Annotated in this window: 13 protein-coding genes; 11 read left to right on the forward strand and 2 right to left on the reverse strand. The window is 66.9% G+C overall.

Annotated elements, in window-relative coordinates; genetic code table 11:
• The first annotated feature begins 40 nt into the window (after positions 1-40).
• The 8 genes from WKW82_RS20490 to WKW82_RS20525 all read left to right on the forward strand — a co-directional run bounded on the left by WKW82_RS20490 (position 41) and on the right by WKW82_RS20525 (position 8521).
• Positions 41-1195, forward strand: a complete 1155-nt coding sequence (locus tag WKW82_RS20490) for a DUF2827 domain-containing protein (protein ID WP_340344178.1) — start codon at positions 41-43, stop codon at positions 1193-1195.
• Positions 1192-2337, forward strand: a complete 1146-nt coding sequence (locus WKW82_RS20495) for a DUF2827 domain-containing protein (protein WP_340344179.1) — start codon at positions 1192-1194, stop codon at positions 2335-2337. The genes WKW82_RS20490 and WKW82_RS20495 overlap by 4 nt, the downstream gene beginning before the upstream one ends.
• Positions 2334-2915 (forward strand): hypothetical protein, encoded by a 582-nt coding sequence (locus WKW82_RS20500; RefSeq protein WP_340344180.1) that lies wholly within the window; start codon positions 2334-2336, stop codon positions 2913-2915. Before WKW82_RS20495 ends, WKW82_RS20500 begins: the two co-directional genes overlap by 4 nt.
• A gap of 16 nt (positions 2916-2931) precedes the next feature.
• Positions 2932-4020 carry a mandelate racemase/muconate lactonizing enzyme family protein gene (locus WKW82_RS20505; protein WP_340344181.1) on the forward strand — a complete coding sequence of 363 codons (1089 nt, stop codon included), beginning with the start codon at positions 2932-2934 and terminating at the stop codon, positions 4018-4020.
• A gap of 298 nt (positions 4021-4318) precedes the next feature.
• Entirely contained in the window at positions 4319-5818 is a 1500-nt protein-coding gene (locus WKW82_RS20510; RefSeq protein WP_340344182.1) for a DUF4331 domain-containing protein, read from the forward strand.
• A gap of 11 nt (positions 5819-5829) precedes the next feature.
• On the forward strand, positions 5830-6117 hold the full coding sequence (locus WKW82_RS20515) for a hypothetical protein (protein ID WP_340344183.1): 288 nt from the start codon (positions 5830-5832) through the stop codon (positions 6115-6117).
• Positions 6118-6143: 26 nt separating this feature from the next.
• Positions 6144-7373, forward strand: coding sequence for a tetratricopeptide repeat protein (locus tag WKW82_RS20520; RefSeq protein ID WP_340344184.1), 1230 nt, complete (start codon positions 6144-6146; stop codon positions 7371-7373).
• Positions 7370-8521: a HupE/UreJ family protein gene (locus WKW82_RS20525; RefSeq protein WP_340344185.1), complete on the forward strand. Its 1152-nt coding sequence runs from the start codon at positions 7370-7372 to the stop codon at positions 8519-8521. Before WKW82_RS20520 ends, WKW82_RS20525 begins: the two co-directional genes overlap by 4 nt.
• A 76-nt stretch (positions 8522-8597) precedes the next feature.
• Here WKW82_RS20525 and WKW82_RS20530 read toward each other — a convergent pair whose 3' ends face one another.
• Positions 8598-9422 carry a helix-turn-helix domain-containing protein gene (locus WKW82_RS20530; RefSeq protein ID WP_340344186.1) on the reverse strand — a complete coding sequence of 275 codons (825 nt, stop codon included), beginning with the start codon at positions 9420-9422 and terminating at the stop codon, positions 8598-8600.
• Between the two features lie 132 nt (positions 9423-9554).
• On the opposite strand from WKW82_RS20530, the gene acnA reads away from it, so the two are divergent.
• Positions 9555-12290 carry an aconitate hydratase AcnA gene (gene acnA, locus WKW82_RS20535; RefSeq protein WP_340344188.1) on the forward strand — a complete coding sequence of 912 codons (2736 nt, stop codon included), beginning with the start codon at positions 9555-9557 and terminating at the stop codon, positions 12288-12290.
• A 247-nt stretch (positions 12291-12537) separates the two neighbouring features.
• Here acnA and WKW82_RS20540 read toward each other — a convergent pair whose 3' ends face one another.
• Entirely contained in the window at positions 12538-14007 is a 1470-nt protein-coding gene (locus WKW82_RS20540; protein WP_340344189.1) for a C13 family peptidase, read from the reverse strand.
• 107 nt (positions 14008-14114) lie between these two features.
• On the opposite strand from WKW82_RS20540, the gene WKW82_RS20545 reads away from it, so the two are divergent.
• Together WKW82_RS20545 and feoB are read left to right on the forward strand one after the other, a co-directional pair.
• Positions 14115-14396, forward strand: a complete 282-nt coding sequence (locus WKW82_RS20545; protein ID WP_340344341.1) for a FeoA family protein — start codon at positions 14115-14117, stop codon at positions 14394-14396.
• Positions 14389-16290, forward strand: coding sequence for a ferrous iron transporter B (feoB, locus tag WKW82_RS20550; protein WP_340344190.1), 1902 nt, complete (start codon positions 14389-14391; stop codon positions 16288-16290). Before WKW82_RS20545 ends, feoB begins: the two co-directional genes overlap by 8 nt.

A 16290-nucleotide genomic window follows, 5' to 3' on the forward strand; every position in this document is an offset into this window, starting at 1 on the left:
CCCATGGCGCGCCAAGCGGGTTTCGGGTAACACTCGGCCCATGCACATCGGCATCTCGGTCATCTCGCATTCGGGGCAGAACATCTGGGAAAACGGCATGGGCCAGAACGTGCTGTTCCTGGCGCAACTGCTGCAGCGGCTGGAGTTCGTCGAGAAGGTGCAACTGGTCGACATGGGCGACCAGCCCAACGTCGCGCCGCAGGTCGATCTCCTGGCCATGGGCCTGGAACTGGTCAAGCCGCAGGCGGTGCTCGACACGCTGGACGTCATCATCGAGATGGCCGGCGCACTGCCCGGCGAATGGCTCGCGCACTTCCGCGCCTGCGGCGGCAAGGCGGTCTACATGTGCGTGGGGCAGCCGCACGTCGGGCTGGCCGAGCCGATCCTGTTCACCGACAAGGCGACCTTCGTGAAAGCCGAACGCATGGACGAGGTGTGGCTGCTGCCCAAGGACGCCGGCTTCGCGCCGATGCTGCGCACCCTGCACCGTTGTCCGGTGCACGAGGTGCCGTACATCTGGTCGCCGCAGTTCATCACACAGCGCGTGAAGGAGGTCGAGGCATCGGGCTTCCGCTACGGCCATGAAAAAGGCCGGGTGTCCTGGCGCGTGGCCATCTTCGAGCCCAACATCTCCACGGTGAAAAGCTGCCTCATTCCCATGCTCGGCGTCGACGTGGCCTACCGCGCCGCGCCCGACAGGGTCGCATCGATGCAGGTGCTCAACACGCTGCACATGAAGGACCACCCGACCATGCTGTTCCTGGCCAACTCGCTCGACATCGTGCGCGACGGCAAGGCGATCTTCCATGGCCGGCACGACTTCGCCGGCTTCATGGTCCAGCATGCCGATGCGGTGATCTCGCACCAGTGGCAGAACGACCAGAACTACAGCTACCTGGACGCGCTGCACGGTGACTACCCGCTGATCCACAACTCGCCCTGGCTCGGTGACGCGGGCTACTTCTACCCGCGCTTCGATGCCGCCGCCGCGGGCGCGCAACTGTTGCATGCCCTGCGCGACCATGATGCGCAACTGGAGGGCTACCGGGCCCGCACGCGGCGTGTGTTCGACGCGGTGGACCCCTTCGCTGTCGATAATCTCGTCGGCTATGCACGCCGCCTGCTGCACCTGGTGGGTGGGGATGAGGGCTTCAAGGCCAACGCTCCGCTGGCCGCCGCAGGAGTGAGGGGTTGAACGGGCCGCTTGCCACGCGCAAGTTGAAGGTCGGCGTCTCGATCTTCATCCGCAAGGGCGACCAGAGCCTGTGGGAGAACGGGATCTTCCAGAACTGCATCTTCCTGGTGCTGCTGCTGATGCGCTCGCCCATCGTGGAAGACGTGGTGCTGGTGGCCGGCGGCGGCGATGGCCAGCCGCAGGATGCGTCCACCTTCCTGGTCGATTCGCCGGTGCCGATCATCGACATGGCCGCTGCGGCGCAGCGGCTCGACTTCATGATCGAGATGAGCGCGCAGCTCGACAAGCAATGGATGATCGACTTCCGCGCCAGGGGTGGCCGCGTCGCGTCGATGCGCGTGGGCAACGACTACGTGATCGACGTCGAGCGCATGGTGTTCGACAAGCCGCATGGCCTGCTCATCACCGGCGCGCCGTACGACGAAGTCTGGACGTTGCCCGAATACGAAGACATCTGCGCGCCGTATTTCGCCTCCGCCTTCCGCGCGCCGGTGCGACTGATGCCGCACCTGTGGAGCCCGCTGGTGCTCGACCGCGCGCGCGAGCGCACCAAGGTCACCGTGCCCTTCGAATACACGCCCGGCCGGCCCAAGTGGCGCGTGGCCATCTTCGAGCCGAACATCTGCATGGTGAAGACCAGCTTCACGCCGATGCTCGCCTGCGACGTGGCGCACCGCGCGCAACCGCGGCTGATCGAACACCTGTGGGTCTACAACAGCTTCCACCTGAAGGACAAGGCTGCCTTCATCGGCTTCGCGCAGAGCCTGGACCTGGTGCGGCACGGACTGGCCTCCTTCGAAGGGCGCTTCCCGGTGTTCCAGGTCATGCCGCAGAACGTCGACGCCGTGTTTGCGCACCACTGGGAGAACAGCCAGAACTACCTCTACTACGAGGCACTGCACGGCGGCTTCCCGCTCATCCACAACTCGCACCTGATCGGCGATTGCGGCTATCGCTATCACGACTTCGATTGCGAGGAGGGTGGCCTGGCGTTGCGCCGCGCCTTCGCGGAGCACGATGCCAACCTGCCTGCCTACCGCGCGGTAGCACGGAACTTCCTGGCCCGGCTCGACCCGGAACACGAAGACAACGTACGCGCCTACACTGAGGCGATCGTGGGGATCTTCGACCGCACACCATGAACACCCGCCTGCTGCCCTGCATGGCCGCCGTGGCCCTGAGCCTGGCGAGCGACTTGGCGTTTGCCCAAGGCGTGCTCGCGCCTCAGGCGGCCGCGCCGCAGGACAAGCTCAGCACCGCTGCCAGCAGCGTCGGCATCAAGCGCTGCCTGCCGGCCATCCAGCGGCTTTCCGCCCTGAGCCTGCAAGGCGCGCGGTCCCATGACCTGCTGCTCGACTGGGACCGCAAGCGCCCCGACAGTGGCGCGACCTTCGCGATGCTCGGCATCGAATACCCCAATGCCGGCGTGGCCGCGTCGATCATGACCTTGCCGGAAGCCGACGGCACCTGCACCGTCGCCGCCGAACGCATCTCGGTCGCGCCCTTCACCTGCGCCAGCATCGCGCAGCAGGAACTGGGCGGCTACCAGATGAGCAAGCTGCTGCCGATCTACACGGTCTACGTCGACCCGAAGGAGCCCAACTCCTCGGTCTCGCTGATCGACTCGCCGCCGGGTTGTCTCGTGATCCGCAGGTTCGTCGAATATTCGTGGAAGAACCCGGCCGCGCCAGCTGCCGCCACGCCACCGCCCAAGCGCTAGAAACATCGGAGCCCCGTTGAGCCGCCTTCAAACCGTCCAGACCCTGCACTGCCGACTCGCACTGCCCCAGACCCTCTCCGATTCGATGCATGGCGACATGCGTGCCTTCGAGCTCAACCTCGTGCGACTGCGCGACGAGGAGGGCGCCGAGGGCGTCGGCTACACCTACACATGCGGCCGCAACGGCGCGGCCATCGAGGCGGTGCTGGCCAAGGACTTCACCGAACTGCTGGTGGGCGAGGACGCCGACCGCATCGAGCACCTGTGGAACAAGCTCTGGTGGGCCTCGCACTACGGCGGGCGCGGTGGCCCGACGGTGCTGGCACTGTCCGCCGTGGACATGGCGCTGTGGGACCTGAAGGCCCGACGGCTCGGGCAGCCGTTGTGGAAGCTGCTCGGCGGCAACGATCCGCGCGTGCCCTGCTACGCGGGCGGCATCGACCTGCAACTGCCGTTGGACGACCTGCTGGCCCAGACCGATGGCAACCTGGCCAAGGGCTTCCGCGCCATCAAGATGAAAGTCGGGCGCGAGAAGCTGTCGGAGGATGTGGCCCGCGTGGCCGCGATGCGCGAGCACCTCGGCGAGGGCTTCCCGCTGATGGTCGACGCCAACATGCGCTGGAGCGCCGACGAGGCGATCCGCGCCGCGCATGCCTTCCGCCCCTTCGACCTGACCTGGCTGGAAGAGCCGCTGATTCCCGATGACGTCGCCGGGCAGGCGCGCGTCGTGCGCGAGGGCGGCATCCCGATCGCCTCAGGCGAGAACCTGCGCACGCTGTGGGAGTTCAAGCAGCTGATCGCAGCCGGCGGTGTGACCTTCCCGGAGCCCGACGTCACCAACTGCGGCGGCATCACGCCCTTCATGAAGATCGCCCACCTGGCCGAGGCCTTCAACCTGCCCGTGACCACGCATGGCGCGCACGACGTGACGGTGCACCTGCTGGGCGCGGTGCCAAATCGCTCGTATCTCGAAGCCCACGGCTTCGGCCTGGACAAGTACATCGCCGAGCCACTGCAGATCAGCGAAGGCTTCGCGGTGGCGCCGGACCGTCCGGGCCATGGCATCGAGTTCGACTGGAAGGGGCTGGAGGCGATCCGGGCGTAGGGAATACGGGAACCGGCCGCGAAGGGCGCGAAGGTTTCGCGAAGGACGCGAAAGGACTTCCAAAACAATTCTCTTGAATTTCCTTCGGTCTTCTTTCGCGTCCTTCGCGTAACCTTCGCGCCCTCTGCGTACGGCCAAGTCCGCATTCCGACAGCCTTCCCCCTCGCGCCTCCTTACCGTCCGTCGGCCTGCTGCATTCAGTAGCACTTTCCTGAATCCACGCGAAACCTCCCCGCGTAGTTGATGTGCTCCGCCCTGTTGGCGGAGATCACTCACTCCACACCAAGAGGTGACGCCCATGAGACTTTCCAGGTTCCCCGTCAGGCCCTGCGTTGCCGCGCTCTGCGCGGTCGTCGCGGGTGGTGCCTTCGCATCGAGCCACCGGGAGGCGCCGTCGATCGCCGGCAGCCCGAAGCTCGACGCGACGGACTTCTACATGTTCCGCAGCTACGACCCCGCGCGCAGCGACTACACCACGCTGATCGCCGACTACCAGCCCGACCAGAGCCCCTCCGGCGGCCCCAACTACTTCGCGATGGACCCGAACGGCCTCTACGAGATCCACATCGACAACAACGGCGACGCGCGCGAAGACATCACCTTCCAGTTCCGCTTCAGGAACACGCTGCGCGACATCGCGCTGCCCATCGGCGGCAAGTCCACCTCGATCCCGCTGGTGCAAGCGGGCGGCATCACGGCGCCGAACCAGGGCACCAGCAACCTGCGCGAGACCTACACGGTGAGCGTGGTGCGCGGCGATCGTCGCGGCAGCCAGGGAAGCCTGGTAACCAAGTCGGACGGCAGCACTGAATTCGACAAGCCCACCGACAACATCGGCGAGAAGACCTTCGGAACCGGTGGCGCCTACGCCGCCTATGCGGCGCAGCACATCTACGACGTCAACATCCCCGGCTGCGGCGCGCCGGCCAAGGTCTTCGTCGGCCAGCGCAAGGACCCGTTCGCCGTCGCGCTCGGCCCGATCTTCGACCTGATCAACCTCAACCCGCTCGGCAACACCGACGTGCCAGGTGCCGACTACCTGGCCGGCAAGAACATCACCTCGCTGGAACTGGAAGTGCCGACCGCCTGCCTGACCACCGGCGGCAGCACCATCATCGGCGGCTGGACCACCTCCAGCGTGCGCCAGGGCCGCCTGATCGCCAGCCCGCCCAAGAGCGGCTACCAGACCGCCGCGATCAACGGCGGCCCGTGGGCCCAGGTGTCGCGCCTGGGCATGCCGCTGGTCAACGAGGTGGTGATCGGCCTGAAGGACAAGGACCGCTTCAACAACTCGCAGCCGAAGAACGACGGGCAGTTCCTCAGCTATGTCACCAACCCCGCGCTGCCGGCACTGATCGAGACGCTGTTCCCCTCCGCCAAGGCGCCGACCAACTTCCCGCGCACCGACCTCGTGGCTGCCTTCCTGACCGGCATCGAAGGCCTCAACAAGCCGGCCAACGGAACGCCTTCGGAAATGCTGCGGCTGGAGACCAAGATCCCGCCGACCCCCAAGGACAAGCAGAGCAACTTCGGCGTGGCCGGTGGCGACTTTGCGGGCTTCCCGAACGGCCGTCGTCCGGGCGACGACATCGTCGACATCGAACTGCGCGTGGCAATGGGCGCGCTGTGCGTGCTGACCGGGAACGAGGACAAGTTCAAGGTCGGCTGCAGGCCTTCCGACGCACCCGCGGGCGGGGCGCCGCTGACCGACGGCGCGCTGCAAAGCCCGGCGCAGTTCCCGGCTGTATTCCCGTACCTCAACACGCCGCTGCCGGGTGCCGTGTCGTCGGCGCCGTGAGGAGAGTCATCATGAAGGACACAAGCTTTCGGTGGGCCATCCCGGTGGCCCTGTCGCTGACGACGGTGTTGCTGGTCGCGGGCTGCGGCGGTGGCGGGGGCGGGCACGGCGGTGGCTACTTCCCGCCGACGACGAGCACCGGCAATGGCGACAACGGGACGGCCGACACCTACGGCGGCTTCCTCTCGTACATCCTGGCGTTGCTCGGCGCGTCGCCGGAGACGGGCGAGGCGGCCGACGTGTCGCAGTTCGATCCGCCGGCAACGTCCGAGACCAAGGAAGCCGTCGCGACGCCCTGACCGTGACCCCACATCGCACCGCCCCGATGGCCCATCGTCCGTCCGGTCGACTTGCCGGTGCGATCGTCGTTCTCTCGCTGGCCATGCTGCTGGCGAGCACCGCGGCGCGGGCCGTGCCACGCGTGCCCACCAGCGACAGCGAAATCGTCGAAACGCTGCCTGCCGTGGCCGGCTGGTCGCGCGAGGAACGCCGCCTGCGCCGTGAACTCGTCGCGCGGCCACGCGATGAGGGCGTGGCGCTGGCCGCGGCGCAGGTCTACCTCGACCTCGCCCGCGCGCAGGGCGATGCGCGCTACGCCGGATACGCAATGGGCGTGTTGCAGGCCTGGCAGCCGCTCTCCGCCAGCACGCCGAATGCCATCCTCATCATGCACGCGACGGTGGCCCAGTTCCTCCATGACTTCGACGGTGCGGAGCGCACCTTGCGCATGGCACTCGCCAGCCATCCCGACGACGCGCAAGGCTGGCTCACGCTCGCGACGATCCTGCGCGTGCGCGGTCGCTATGACGAGTCCGACACGGCCTGCCGCGCGCTGGTGCGCGCGCGGCAGTACATCTACGCGGAGCCCTGCCTCGCGGAGAACAACGGCCTGCGCGGCGACCACGAGGCCGCGCAGCAGGTTTTGCAGGATCTGCTCGACAGCCCATTCCTGCAGGAAAAGCGACTCGGCCCGTTTCGGCAATGGCTGCTGACGACCCAAGCCGAGATCGCCGAACTCGCCGGCCGCGATGCACAGGCCGACGCGGCGTATCGGCGCGCGATTGGCATGGGCACCTCGGGCTACGACGTGCTGGCCTTCAGCGACTTCCTGCTGCGGCGCAACCGCCCCGCGGAGGTATTGCCCCTGTTGAAGCCGGAGGCGCGCAGCGATGCCGTGCTGTTGCGCATCGTCATGGCGCAGCAGCGTCTGGCGGCGCAGGACAAGCTGCCGGTGGCGCAGCGAGAAGCCGCGCAACGCGACGCCGGCGAACTGGCAGCGCGTTTCGACGCCGCGGCCCTGCGGCCAGGCAGCGCGCAGCTGCATGCGCGGGAGCATGCGATGTTCGCGCTCGACGTGCAGGGCGATGCATCGAAGGCGTTGGCACTGGCGCGACTGAACGTGCAGTTGCAGCGCGAGCCGACCGACCTGCTGCTGTTCGCGCGCGCCGCCGCTGCTGCGCGCGACGAAGGTGCGCAGCGGGAGGTCAAGGCGTTGATGCGGCAGATCGGCCTGCGCGATGCGCGCGTCGACGCCGTGCTCGGAGGGGCGGCATGAAGCGCTGGTTGGTCACGCTGTTCATGGCCGCGCTGGCCATGCTCTGCACGCCGGCACTGGCGCACAAGGCCAGCGACGCCTACCTCCAGCTGAGCAACGCCAACGGCATCGTGCACCTGCGCTGGGACGTGTCGCTGCGCGACCTCGACGCGGTGCTCGACCTCGACCGGAACGAGGACCAGAAGCTGAGTTGGGGCGAAGTCCGCAGGCGCATGGACGACATCCGCGCCTATGCGCTGGTGCACCTGCGCCTGCAGGACGGCCGCTGCACCCTCGTCGAAGCACAGCCGCCCGCGCTGGAAAGCCGCGTCGATGGAAGCTACCTCGTGCTGCAGCTGAAGAGCCCCTGCAATGCGGCTGGCGAACTGCGCATCGACTACAGCCTCTTCCGCGATGTCGATCCGACGCATCGCGGCCTGCTGCGTGTCGCCATGGGCGATGGCCGAGCACCCGCATTGCTGCCGCTCGACCCGGCGGCCGGCGCGGTGTCGATCGCGATGGTGCAGGGCCCGGCCGATGCGCAGCCACCGGCGAGCGCCGCCGGGACGACCTTCTTCCTCGACGGCATCCACCACATCCTCATCGGCTACGACCACATCCTGTTCCTCATCAGCCTGCTATTGCCGGCGGTGCTGGTGCGCAGCGCCGGCAAGTGGCGGCCGGTGGCGCGCTGGCAGCAGGCGGTCTGGCCGATCGTGTCGACCGTCACGATGTTCACGCTCGGCCATTCGATCACGCTGGCGCTCGCAGGGCTGAAGATCGTGTCGCTGTCGCCGCGCCTGATCGAGCCCGCCATCGCGCTGACGATCATCGTGGCGGCGGTCGACAACATCGTGCCGCTGCTGCGCGGACGGCGGCGCATCTTCACCTTCCTGTTCGGCCTGATCCACGGCTTTGGCTTCGCCAACGTGTTGGGGGAGCTCGATCTCCCGGCGAAGCGCTTCGTGACCGCGCTGCTGGAATTCAATCTCGGCGTCGAGGCCGGCCAGCTCATCGTCGTGTCGATCGCGCTGAGCCTGTTGCTCGCGCTGCGCTGGAAGCGCCGCTATCCGCCGCTGGTGTTGCGCGGCGGCTCGGCACTGGCCATGGGCATCGCGGCGATCTGGTTCGTGGAGCGGGTGTTCGACCTGAAGGTGCTGCCGGTGTAGATGGACAGGTTGACGGAATACGGTATCGAATACGGGAGCGGACTTGGCCATACGCAGAGGACGCGAAGGTCTGTGCCTATCCCAGCCTCGCAGCAAGCCCCGACAGCGCCACCGAAGTCTGCGCATCCGCAGGAAAGAACGATTCCACGGCCAATTCCTGCAGCGTCACATCCACCGGCGTCCCGAAGATCGTCGTCGTGCTGATGAAGCTCAGCAGCCCGTTCGGCGTCACCAACTGGAAGGGCACCACGACCCCCGCCAGTTCGCCGCCGACCGCGGGCGCATCGTGCCCCGTCAGTCCAACCGGGTATGCCGCGAGTTCATCGTGCAGCGCGGTCAAGGTTGCATCCCCGGTCGCCGCGATCTGCTGCTGCAAGCGCTCCAGCAGGTGCGCCCGCCATTGCCCCAGGTTGGCAATGCGCGGTGCCAGCCCGTCCGGATGCAAGCTGAGCCGCAGCACGTTCAGCGGCGGCTTCAGCAATTCGGCCGACGCGCCCGCCATCAGCAGCGGCACGACCGCGTTGTGCGCCACCAAGTTCCAGTTCCGGTCCACCGCCAGCGCCGGGAAGGGCTCATGTCCTTTCAGCACCAGATCGACTGCGCGCCGCGCCGGGCCCAGGGCAGGGTCGTCGAGTGAGCGCTGCCGGTACATCGGCGCAAAGCCGGCCGCGACCAGCAGTGCATTGCGCTCGCGCAGCGGGACGTCCAGCCGCTCGGCCAGCCGCAGCACCATCTCGCGGCTCGGCGCCGCCCGGCCGGTTTCCACATAGCTCAAGTGGCGCGTCGACACCTCCGCCTCTTGCGCCAGGTCAAGCTGGCTCAAGCGGCGGTGCTGGCGCCAGTGGCGCAGGTGGGTGCCGAACGGATCGGCCGCGGTGGGCGAGGCGGTGCGAAGTGTCATGCGTCGAATGCTAGGCCGTGCACGTCATTTCGAACATGACCTCACACGTCATGTTTGAAGGGTTGGTCCGACAACCCGATTCGCCGAACCCTGCTATGTTCACTTCCGCCCACGATTTCCACGGAGTTCTTCATGACCAAGGATTCGGCCCACGCCTTCGCCTCCACGCTCAAGACCTTCAAGACGGCGTCGGGCAAGTCGGGCAAGTACTTCTCGCTGCGCGAACTGGCCAGGCAATACCCCAACGTCGACAAGCTGCCGGTCTCGATCCGCATCGTGCTGGAGTCAGTCTTGCGCAACTGCGACGGCCAGAAGGTCACGCCGCAGCACGTCGAGGAACTGGCCAACTGGGCGCCCAATGCCGAGCGCGTGGACGAGATCCCCTTCGTGGTCACGCGCGTCGTGCTGCAGGACTTCACCGGCGTGCCGCTGCTGGCCGACCTGGCGGCGATGCGATCCGTGGCGCAGTCGCTGGGCAAGTCGCCCAAGGCCATCGAGCCGCTGGTTCCGGTCGACCTGGTGGTGGACCATTCGGTGATGGTCGACCACTACGGCACGCCCAAGGCGCTGGACCTCAACATGAAGCTGGAGTTCCAGCGCAACAACGAGCGCTACCAGTTCATGAAGTGGGGCATGCAGGCCTTCGACACCTTCGGCGTGGTGCCGCCGGGCTTCGGCATCGTGCACCAGGTGAATCTCGAATACTTCGCGCGCGGCGTCTACAAGAGTCCTTATGACAAGGGCGACCCGCCTGTCTACTACCCCGATTCACTGGTCGGCACCGACAGCCACACGACCATGATCAACGGCATCGGCGTGGTCGGATGGGGCGTGGGCGGCATCGAGGCGGAGGCGGCCATGCTCGGCCAGCCGGTCTACATGCTGACGCCCGACGTGGTCGGCTTCGAACTCACCGGCAAGCTGCGCGAAGGCGTGACGGCCACCGACCTGGTGCTCTACGTCACGGCCATCCTGCGCGGTGAGAAGGTGGTCGGCAAGTTCGTCGAATTCTTCGGCCCCGGTGCCGCATCCATCGCCGTGCCGGACCGCGCGACCATCGGCAACATGGCGCCCGAATACGGCGCGACCATGGGCTTCTTCCCGGTCGATGAAATGACGGTCGCCTACTTCAAGGGCACCGGCCGTACCGACGCGGAGATCGAACGCTTCGAGGCCTACTACAAGGCGCAGGGCCTGTACGGCATGCCGGCTGTCGGCGAACTCAACTACACCAAGATCGTCAAGCTGGACCTCGGCACCGTCACGCCCAGCCTCGCTGGCCCCAAGCGCCCGCAGGACCGCATCGACCTCGGCCACCTGTCAACCAAGTTCTCGGAGCTCTACAGCAAGCCGCAGGAGGCCAACGGCTTCAACCAGCCGGCCGAGAAGCTCAAGGAGCGCTATCCGCTGAAGGAGGCCGCGACCACCATCGGCAACGGCGACGTGCTGATCGCGGCCATCACCTCCTGCACCAACACCTCCAACCCGAGCGTGATGCTGGCGGCCGGCCTGCTCGCCAAGAAGGCGGTGGAGGCGGGGCTCAAGGTCAAACCGCACGTCAAGACCTCGCTCGCACCCGGCTCGCGCATCGTCACCGAATACCTGACCAAGGCCGGCCTGCTGCCGTACCTGGAGAAGCTTGGCTTCTACTTGGCCGGCTACGGCTGCACCACCTGCATCGGCAATGCCGGCGACCTGACGGTGGAAATCAACGAGTCGATCTCGAAGAACGAACTGGTCGGCGCGGCGGTGCTCTCCGGCAACCGCAATTTCGAAGCGCGCATCCATCCGAACATCAAGGCCAACTTCCTGGCCTCGCCGCCGCTGGTGGTGGCCTTCGCGATCGCCGGCAACGTGATGACGGACTTGATGACGCAGCCGGTCGGCAAGGGCAAGGGCGGCAAGGACGTCTACCTCGGAGACATCTGGCCGACGCCCAAGGAGATCGACGACAACCTGCGCTTCGCCATGAATGCCAAGTCGTTCCGGGCCAACTACGACAAGGTCAAGACCGAGCCCGGCAAGTTCTGGACGAGCATCAAGGGCACCAGCGGAGATGTCTACGACTGGCCCAAGTCCACTTACATCGCGGAGCCGCCTTTCTTCGCCGGCTTCAAGATGCAGCCGCACGCGACCGACGCCGGCTTCGTCAATGCGCGCGTCATGGCGCTGTTCGGCGACTCGATCACCACCGACCACATCTCGCCCGCCGGTTCCATCAAGGAAAGCTCCCCCGCCGGCATCTGGCTCAAGGCGCACGGCGTGGCCAAGGCCGACTTCAACAGCTACGGTTCGCGCCGCGGCCACCACGAGGTGATGATGCGCGGCACCTTCGCCAACGTGCGCATCAAGAACCTGATGATCCCGCCGGACGAGAACGGCACGCAGGAGGAGGGCGGCATCACGCGCTTCCAGCCCGGCAACGAGAAGATGTTCATCTACGACGCCGCGCAGAAATACATGGCCGCGCGCGTGCCGACGGTGATCTTCGGCGGCGAGGAATACGGCACCGGCTCCTCGCGCGACTGGGCCGCCAAGGGCACGCAACTGCTGGGCATCAAGGCCGTGATCGCGCGCAGCTTTGAACGCATCCACCGCGCCAACCTGGTCGGCATGGGCGTGCTGCCGCTGCAGTTCCGCGGCGCCGACTCATGGCAGACGCTCGGCCTCACCGGTGACGAGGAAGTCGATGTGGTGATCGGCGGCGAACTCAAGCCGCAGATGGATGTGAAGGTCGTGATCCGCCGCTTCGATGGCGTGCACCAGGAGGTGACGGTTCGCCTGCGCATCGACACGCCGATCGAGGTCGACTACTACAAGCACGGCGGCATCCTGCCCTTCGTGCTGCGCCAGCTGCTCGCAGCCTGAGGGTCTTGCCTCCTCTCTCCGGGGGGAGAGGGCTGGGAAGAGGGCACGGCGGCGGGTGAGGGCACGGGAATTCGGACTTGGCCGTACGCGAAGGACGCGAAGGTCCCGCGACGGACGCGAAGGTCCCGCGAAGGACGCGAAAGGAGGCCAAAGAATTTCGATGGATTTTTCCGGAAGTCCTTTCGCGTCCTTTGCGTAACCTTCGCGTCCTCTGCGTACGGCCAAGCCCGATCCCGTATTCCCGCATTCAGTTCCGCCCCCCACCATCCAGCCGCTCCGCCAGCCCCTCCAACACGGGCCGAATCCGCTCCCCGACCCGAATCTGCGGATTCGAAAACCCGTCGTCCTTGCCCGCTTCAACCTCGCGCGCCTGGATCACCGGCACAGCCGCCGCAAATGCCTTCTCGAACGAATGCGTCTTGCGCAGTTCCTCGTCAAACATCGCGCGCCCGAAGAAGGTGAGTTCCGACAACCGCCCGCACCCGTAGGAGGTGTGCGTCGCATCGGCCGCCGTCATCAGCAGCGTGTCCTCGCTGGCGAGCGCGTCGATCCACCCACCCGAGAAGCATGCCGATATCGCCACCACCCGATGCTTCACGCCCGCATCGTCCAGCGCCTTGCGCAGTTCCTCGGGCGTGAGCCAGGCGACGGTCAGCGGCCAGTGCGATGCGGCCAGCTGGTGATCGCTGGCGCCATGCGAGGTCAGATAGACGACGAGCACGTCCTGCGCAAGGTCCATGCGCCCGGCCAGCGCCGCGATGCCGCGTTGCAGGTTCAGCGGCGTGGCCCACGGCAGCGTGTCCGTGGTCGTCGCGTGATTGACCAGTTGCAGCACGCGGCCCTTGGCGTCGAAGCGGTCTTCCAGCAGGTGCGTGACCATGTTGCTTTCGCGCAGGAACACGTCTTCGGTCGCGTAGGGCGCGAACACCAGCGCGTAGACGTTGGCGTGGCCGGGCTGCCGTTCGGCCAAGCCGTCGACGGCGCGTTGCCACACCGCCTGCTGCTGCTCGAACAGTTCCTGAGAGAGGTGCATGCGGGCACGCCCTGAGTCCTCGGCGGCGCTGCGGTCCTCTTCCCAGACATGCGTCTGCCCCTGCAGCGCTTGCCACAACCCGAGTCCGAGGATCACCGCCAAGCCGGGCGCGAACAGCGCGAGCCGGACGCGCGACGCGGCAAAGCGGCCCATCAGCCGTACCTGCGCCACCACCGACCAGGCCATCAAAACGGCGTAGACAATCCAGAAGCCCTTCGCGCCGGTCAGGGCCTTGGGCAACCAGCCGTGCACGAAGGCGATGGACAGCAGCACCATCAGCAGGCTGGACGGAATGCCGGCCCAACTCGCAAGCGCAAACCAGCGCGGCAGGCGGGCTGATGCGCCGGGCGTAGCATGCCCCGGCAGCGTCCACCATCCCAGCCAGAGCAGTGCGCCGATCGTCCACAGGTAGTTGAGGGCGATCGGCGTGTTCAAGACGGCGGGCCCGGTGATCTCGAAGCGTTCGACCGCGAGGAGCAGCAGATTGGGCAGCAGCACGATCACCAGCAGTTGCCAGGGCGTGGGCACCGCGTCGCCCATGCGCGGCGCCAACAGCAGGCCGCTTCGGAGGCCCTCGGCGATCCACGCCAGGATGCTGGCGCGCCCTGGCAACGGTGGCGCATTTGGCGGCGGCAAGGACGCACTCTGGGTCGTCGGCAAATCCGGGGAAGCGTCCTCTTTCATGCGGTGATGATGCCTTTACGCAGGGCTACTTTGCCACCGGACAGCCGCACGGCCGAGTTTTCGAGAATAATTCTCATTTTGCAATTCGGACTTCCAGGGTGACCCAGATGAATGGAGCGGCATTGACCGCGATGAGCCTCGACCAGCTGCCCCGCAACCAGTGGGCCACGGTGGTCGAGATGCTGCTGCCGGACGCGGCGGATGACCGCGAACTGGTGCTGCGCCTCGCCGAAATTGGCTTCGTGCCCGGCGAGGCGGTGCGCGTCGTGGCGACCGGCGTGCCCGGCCGCGAGCCGCTGGCCGTTCGCTTGGGCCACACCACCTTCGCGTTGCGCCGCCATGAAGCCTCTTTCATCCGCGTGATACCGGGGGCCGCCCAACATGGTTGAAGCGACACTGAATTTCCAGCCCGGTGCCACCGGCGCGGCGACCACGCCACCGGCGCGTATCGCGCTGCTCGGCAATCCCAACTGCGGCAAGACCGCGCTTTTCAATCTCCTCACCGGCAGCCGGCAGAAGGTCGCCAACTACGCCGGCGTCACGGTCGAGCGCAAGGAGGGCATCCTGCGCACCGCCACCGGCCGCCGCGTGTTCGTGCTCGACCTGCCGGGCGCCTACAGCCTCAACGCGCTCTCCGCCGACGAAGCCGTCACGCGCGACGTGGTCACCGGCAAGAGCAAGGAAGCGCTGCCCGACCTGCTGGTCTGCGTGACCGATGCGACCAACCTTCGCCTGAACCTGCGCCTCGTGCTGGAAGCGCGCGGGCTCGGCCTGCCGATGGTGGTCGTGCTCAACATGACCGACATGGCGAAGAAGCAGGGCATCGTGGTCGACAAGGCCGTGCTCTCGCGTGAACTCGGCGTGCCGGTGATCGAGACCGTGGGCGTGCATGCCGGCGGCGCGCAAGGCCTGCTCGAACAGCTTGATGCGCCGGTCGCGAGCGCCTCGCCGGTGCCGTGGCAGGCCCCGGCCTTTGCCGACGTGCTGGCCACCCAGCGCGAAGTGCGCCGCATCCTCGGCGTGGCCGTGCGCGAGCCGGTCGGCAGCCTGGCAACCAGCGACAGGATCGACCGCGTGGTGCTGCATCCGCTGTGGGGCATGCTGGTGCTGGGCGTCACGCTGTTCCTGATGTTCCAGGCCGTGTTCAGCTGGGCGACCGTGCCGATGGACGCGATCAAGGCCGGCACCGAGGCGATCGGCGAGTTCATCAAGACCGTCGTGCCCGACGGCATGTTGCAGAGCCTGCTGGTCGACGGCATCGTGGCGGGCGTGGGCGGGGTGGTCGTGTTCCTGCCGCAGATCCTGATCCTGTTCTTCTTCATCCTGGCGCTGGAGGACTCCGGCTACCTGCCCCGCGCGGCCTTCCTGCTGGACCGCGTGATGGGCACCGTGGGGCTGTCTGGCCGCTCGTTCATCCCGCTGCTGTCGAGCTTTGCTTGCGCCATTCCGGGCGTGATGGCGACGCGCACCATCAGCAACTGGCGCGACCGCCTCACGACGATCATGATCGCGCCGCTCATGACCTGCTCGGCGCGGCTGCCCGTGTATGCGCTGCTGATCGCTGCCTTCATCCCCGAGAAGACCGTGGGCGGGCTGTTCAACCTGCAGGGCATCGTTCTGTTCGGGCTGTATGCCTTCGGCATCCTGTCGGCGATGGCGGTGGCCTGGGTCATGAAGCGTTTCCGGGACAACCAGTCGCATTCCCCGCTGTTGATGGAACTGCCGGCCTACCGCTGGCCCAATCCGCGCAACCTGGCACTGGGGCTCTACGAACGCGCCTGGATCTTCCTGCAGCGTGTGGGCACGATCATCCTCACGCTGACCATCCTGCTCTGGTTCCTCTCGACCTTCCCGTCGCCGCCCGAAGGCGCGACCGGCCCTGCGATCCAGTACAGCCTGGCCGGCATGCTGGGGCGCGGGCTGGAACACATCTTTGCCCCGATCGGCTTCAACTGGCAGATCTCGATCGCGCTGGTGCCCGGCATGGCGGCGCGTGAGGTGGCGGTAGGCGCGCTGGGTACGGTCTATGCGCTGTCGGCCACGGGCGAGGAAGTCGCGGGCCAGTTGCAGCCGCTGATCGCGCAAAGCTGGTCGCTCGCGACAGCGCTGTCGCTGCTGGTCTGGTACGTGTTCGCGCCGCAATGCATCTCGACGCTGGCGGCCGTGAAGCGCGAGACCAATTCCTGGAAGTACGTCTGGATCATGGCCGGCTACCTGTTCGGCCTGGCGTACTTCGCCTGCTTCGTCACCTACCGGATCGCGCTTGCGCTGGGATGGGGTTGA

Source organism: Variovorax rhizosphaerae (assembly GCF_037889975.1).
Lineage (GTDB): Bacteria > Pseudomonadota > Gammaproteobacteria > Burkholderiales > Burkholderiaceae_C > Variovorax > Variovorax rhizosphaerae.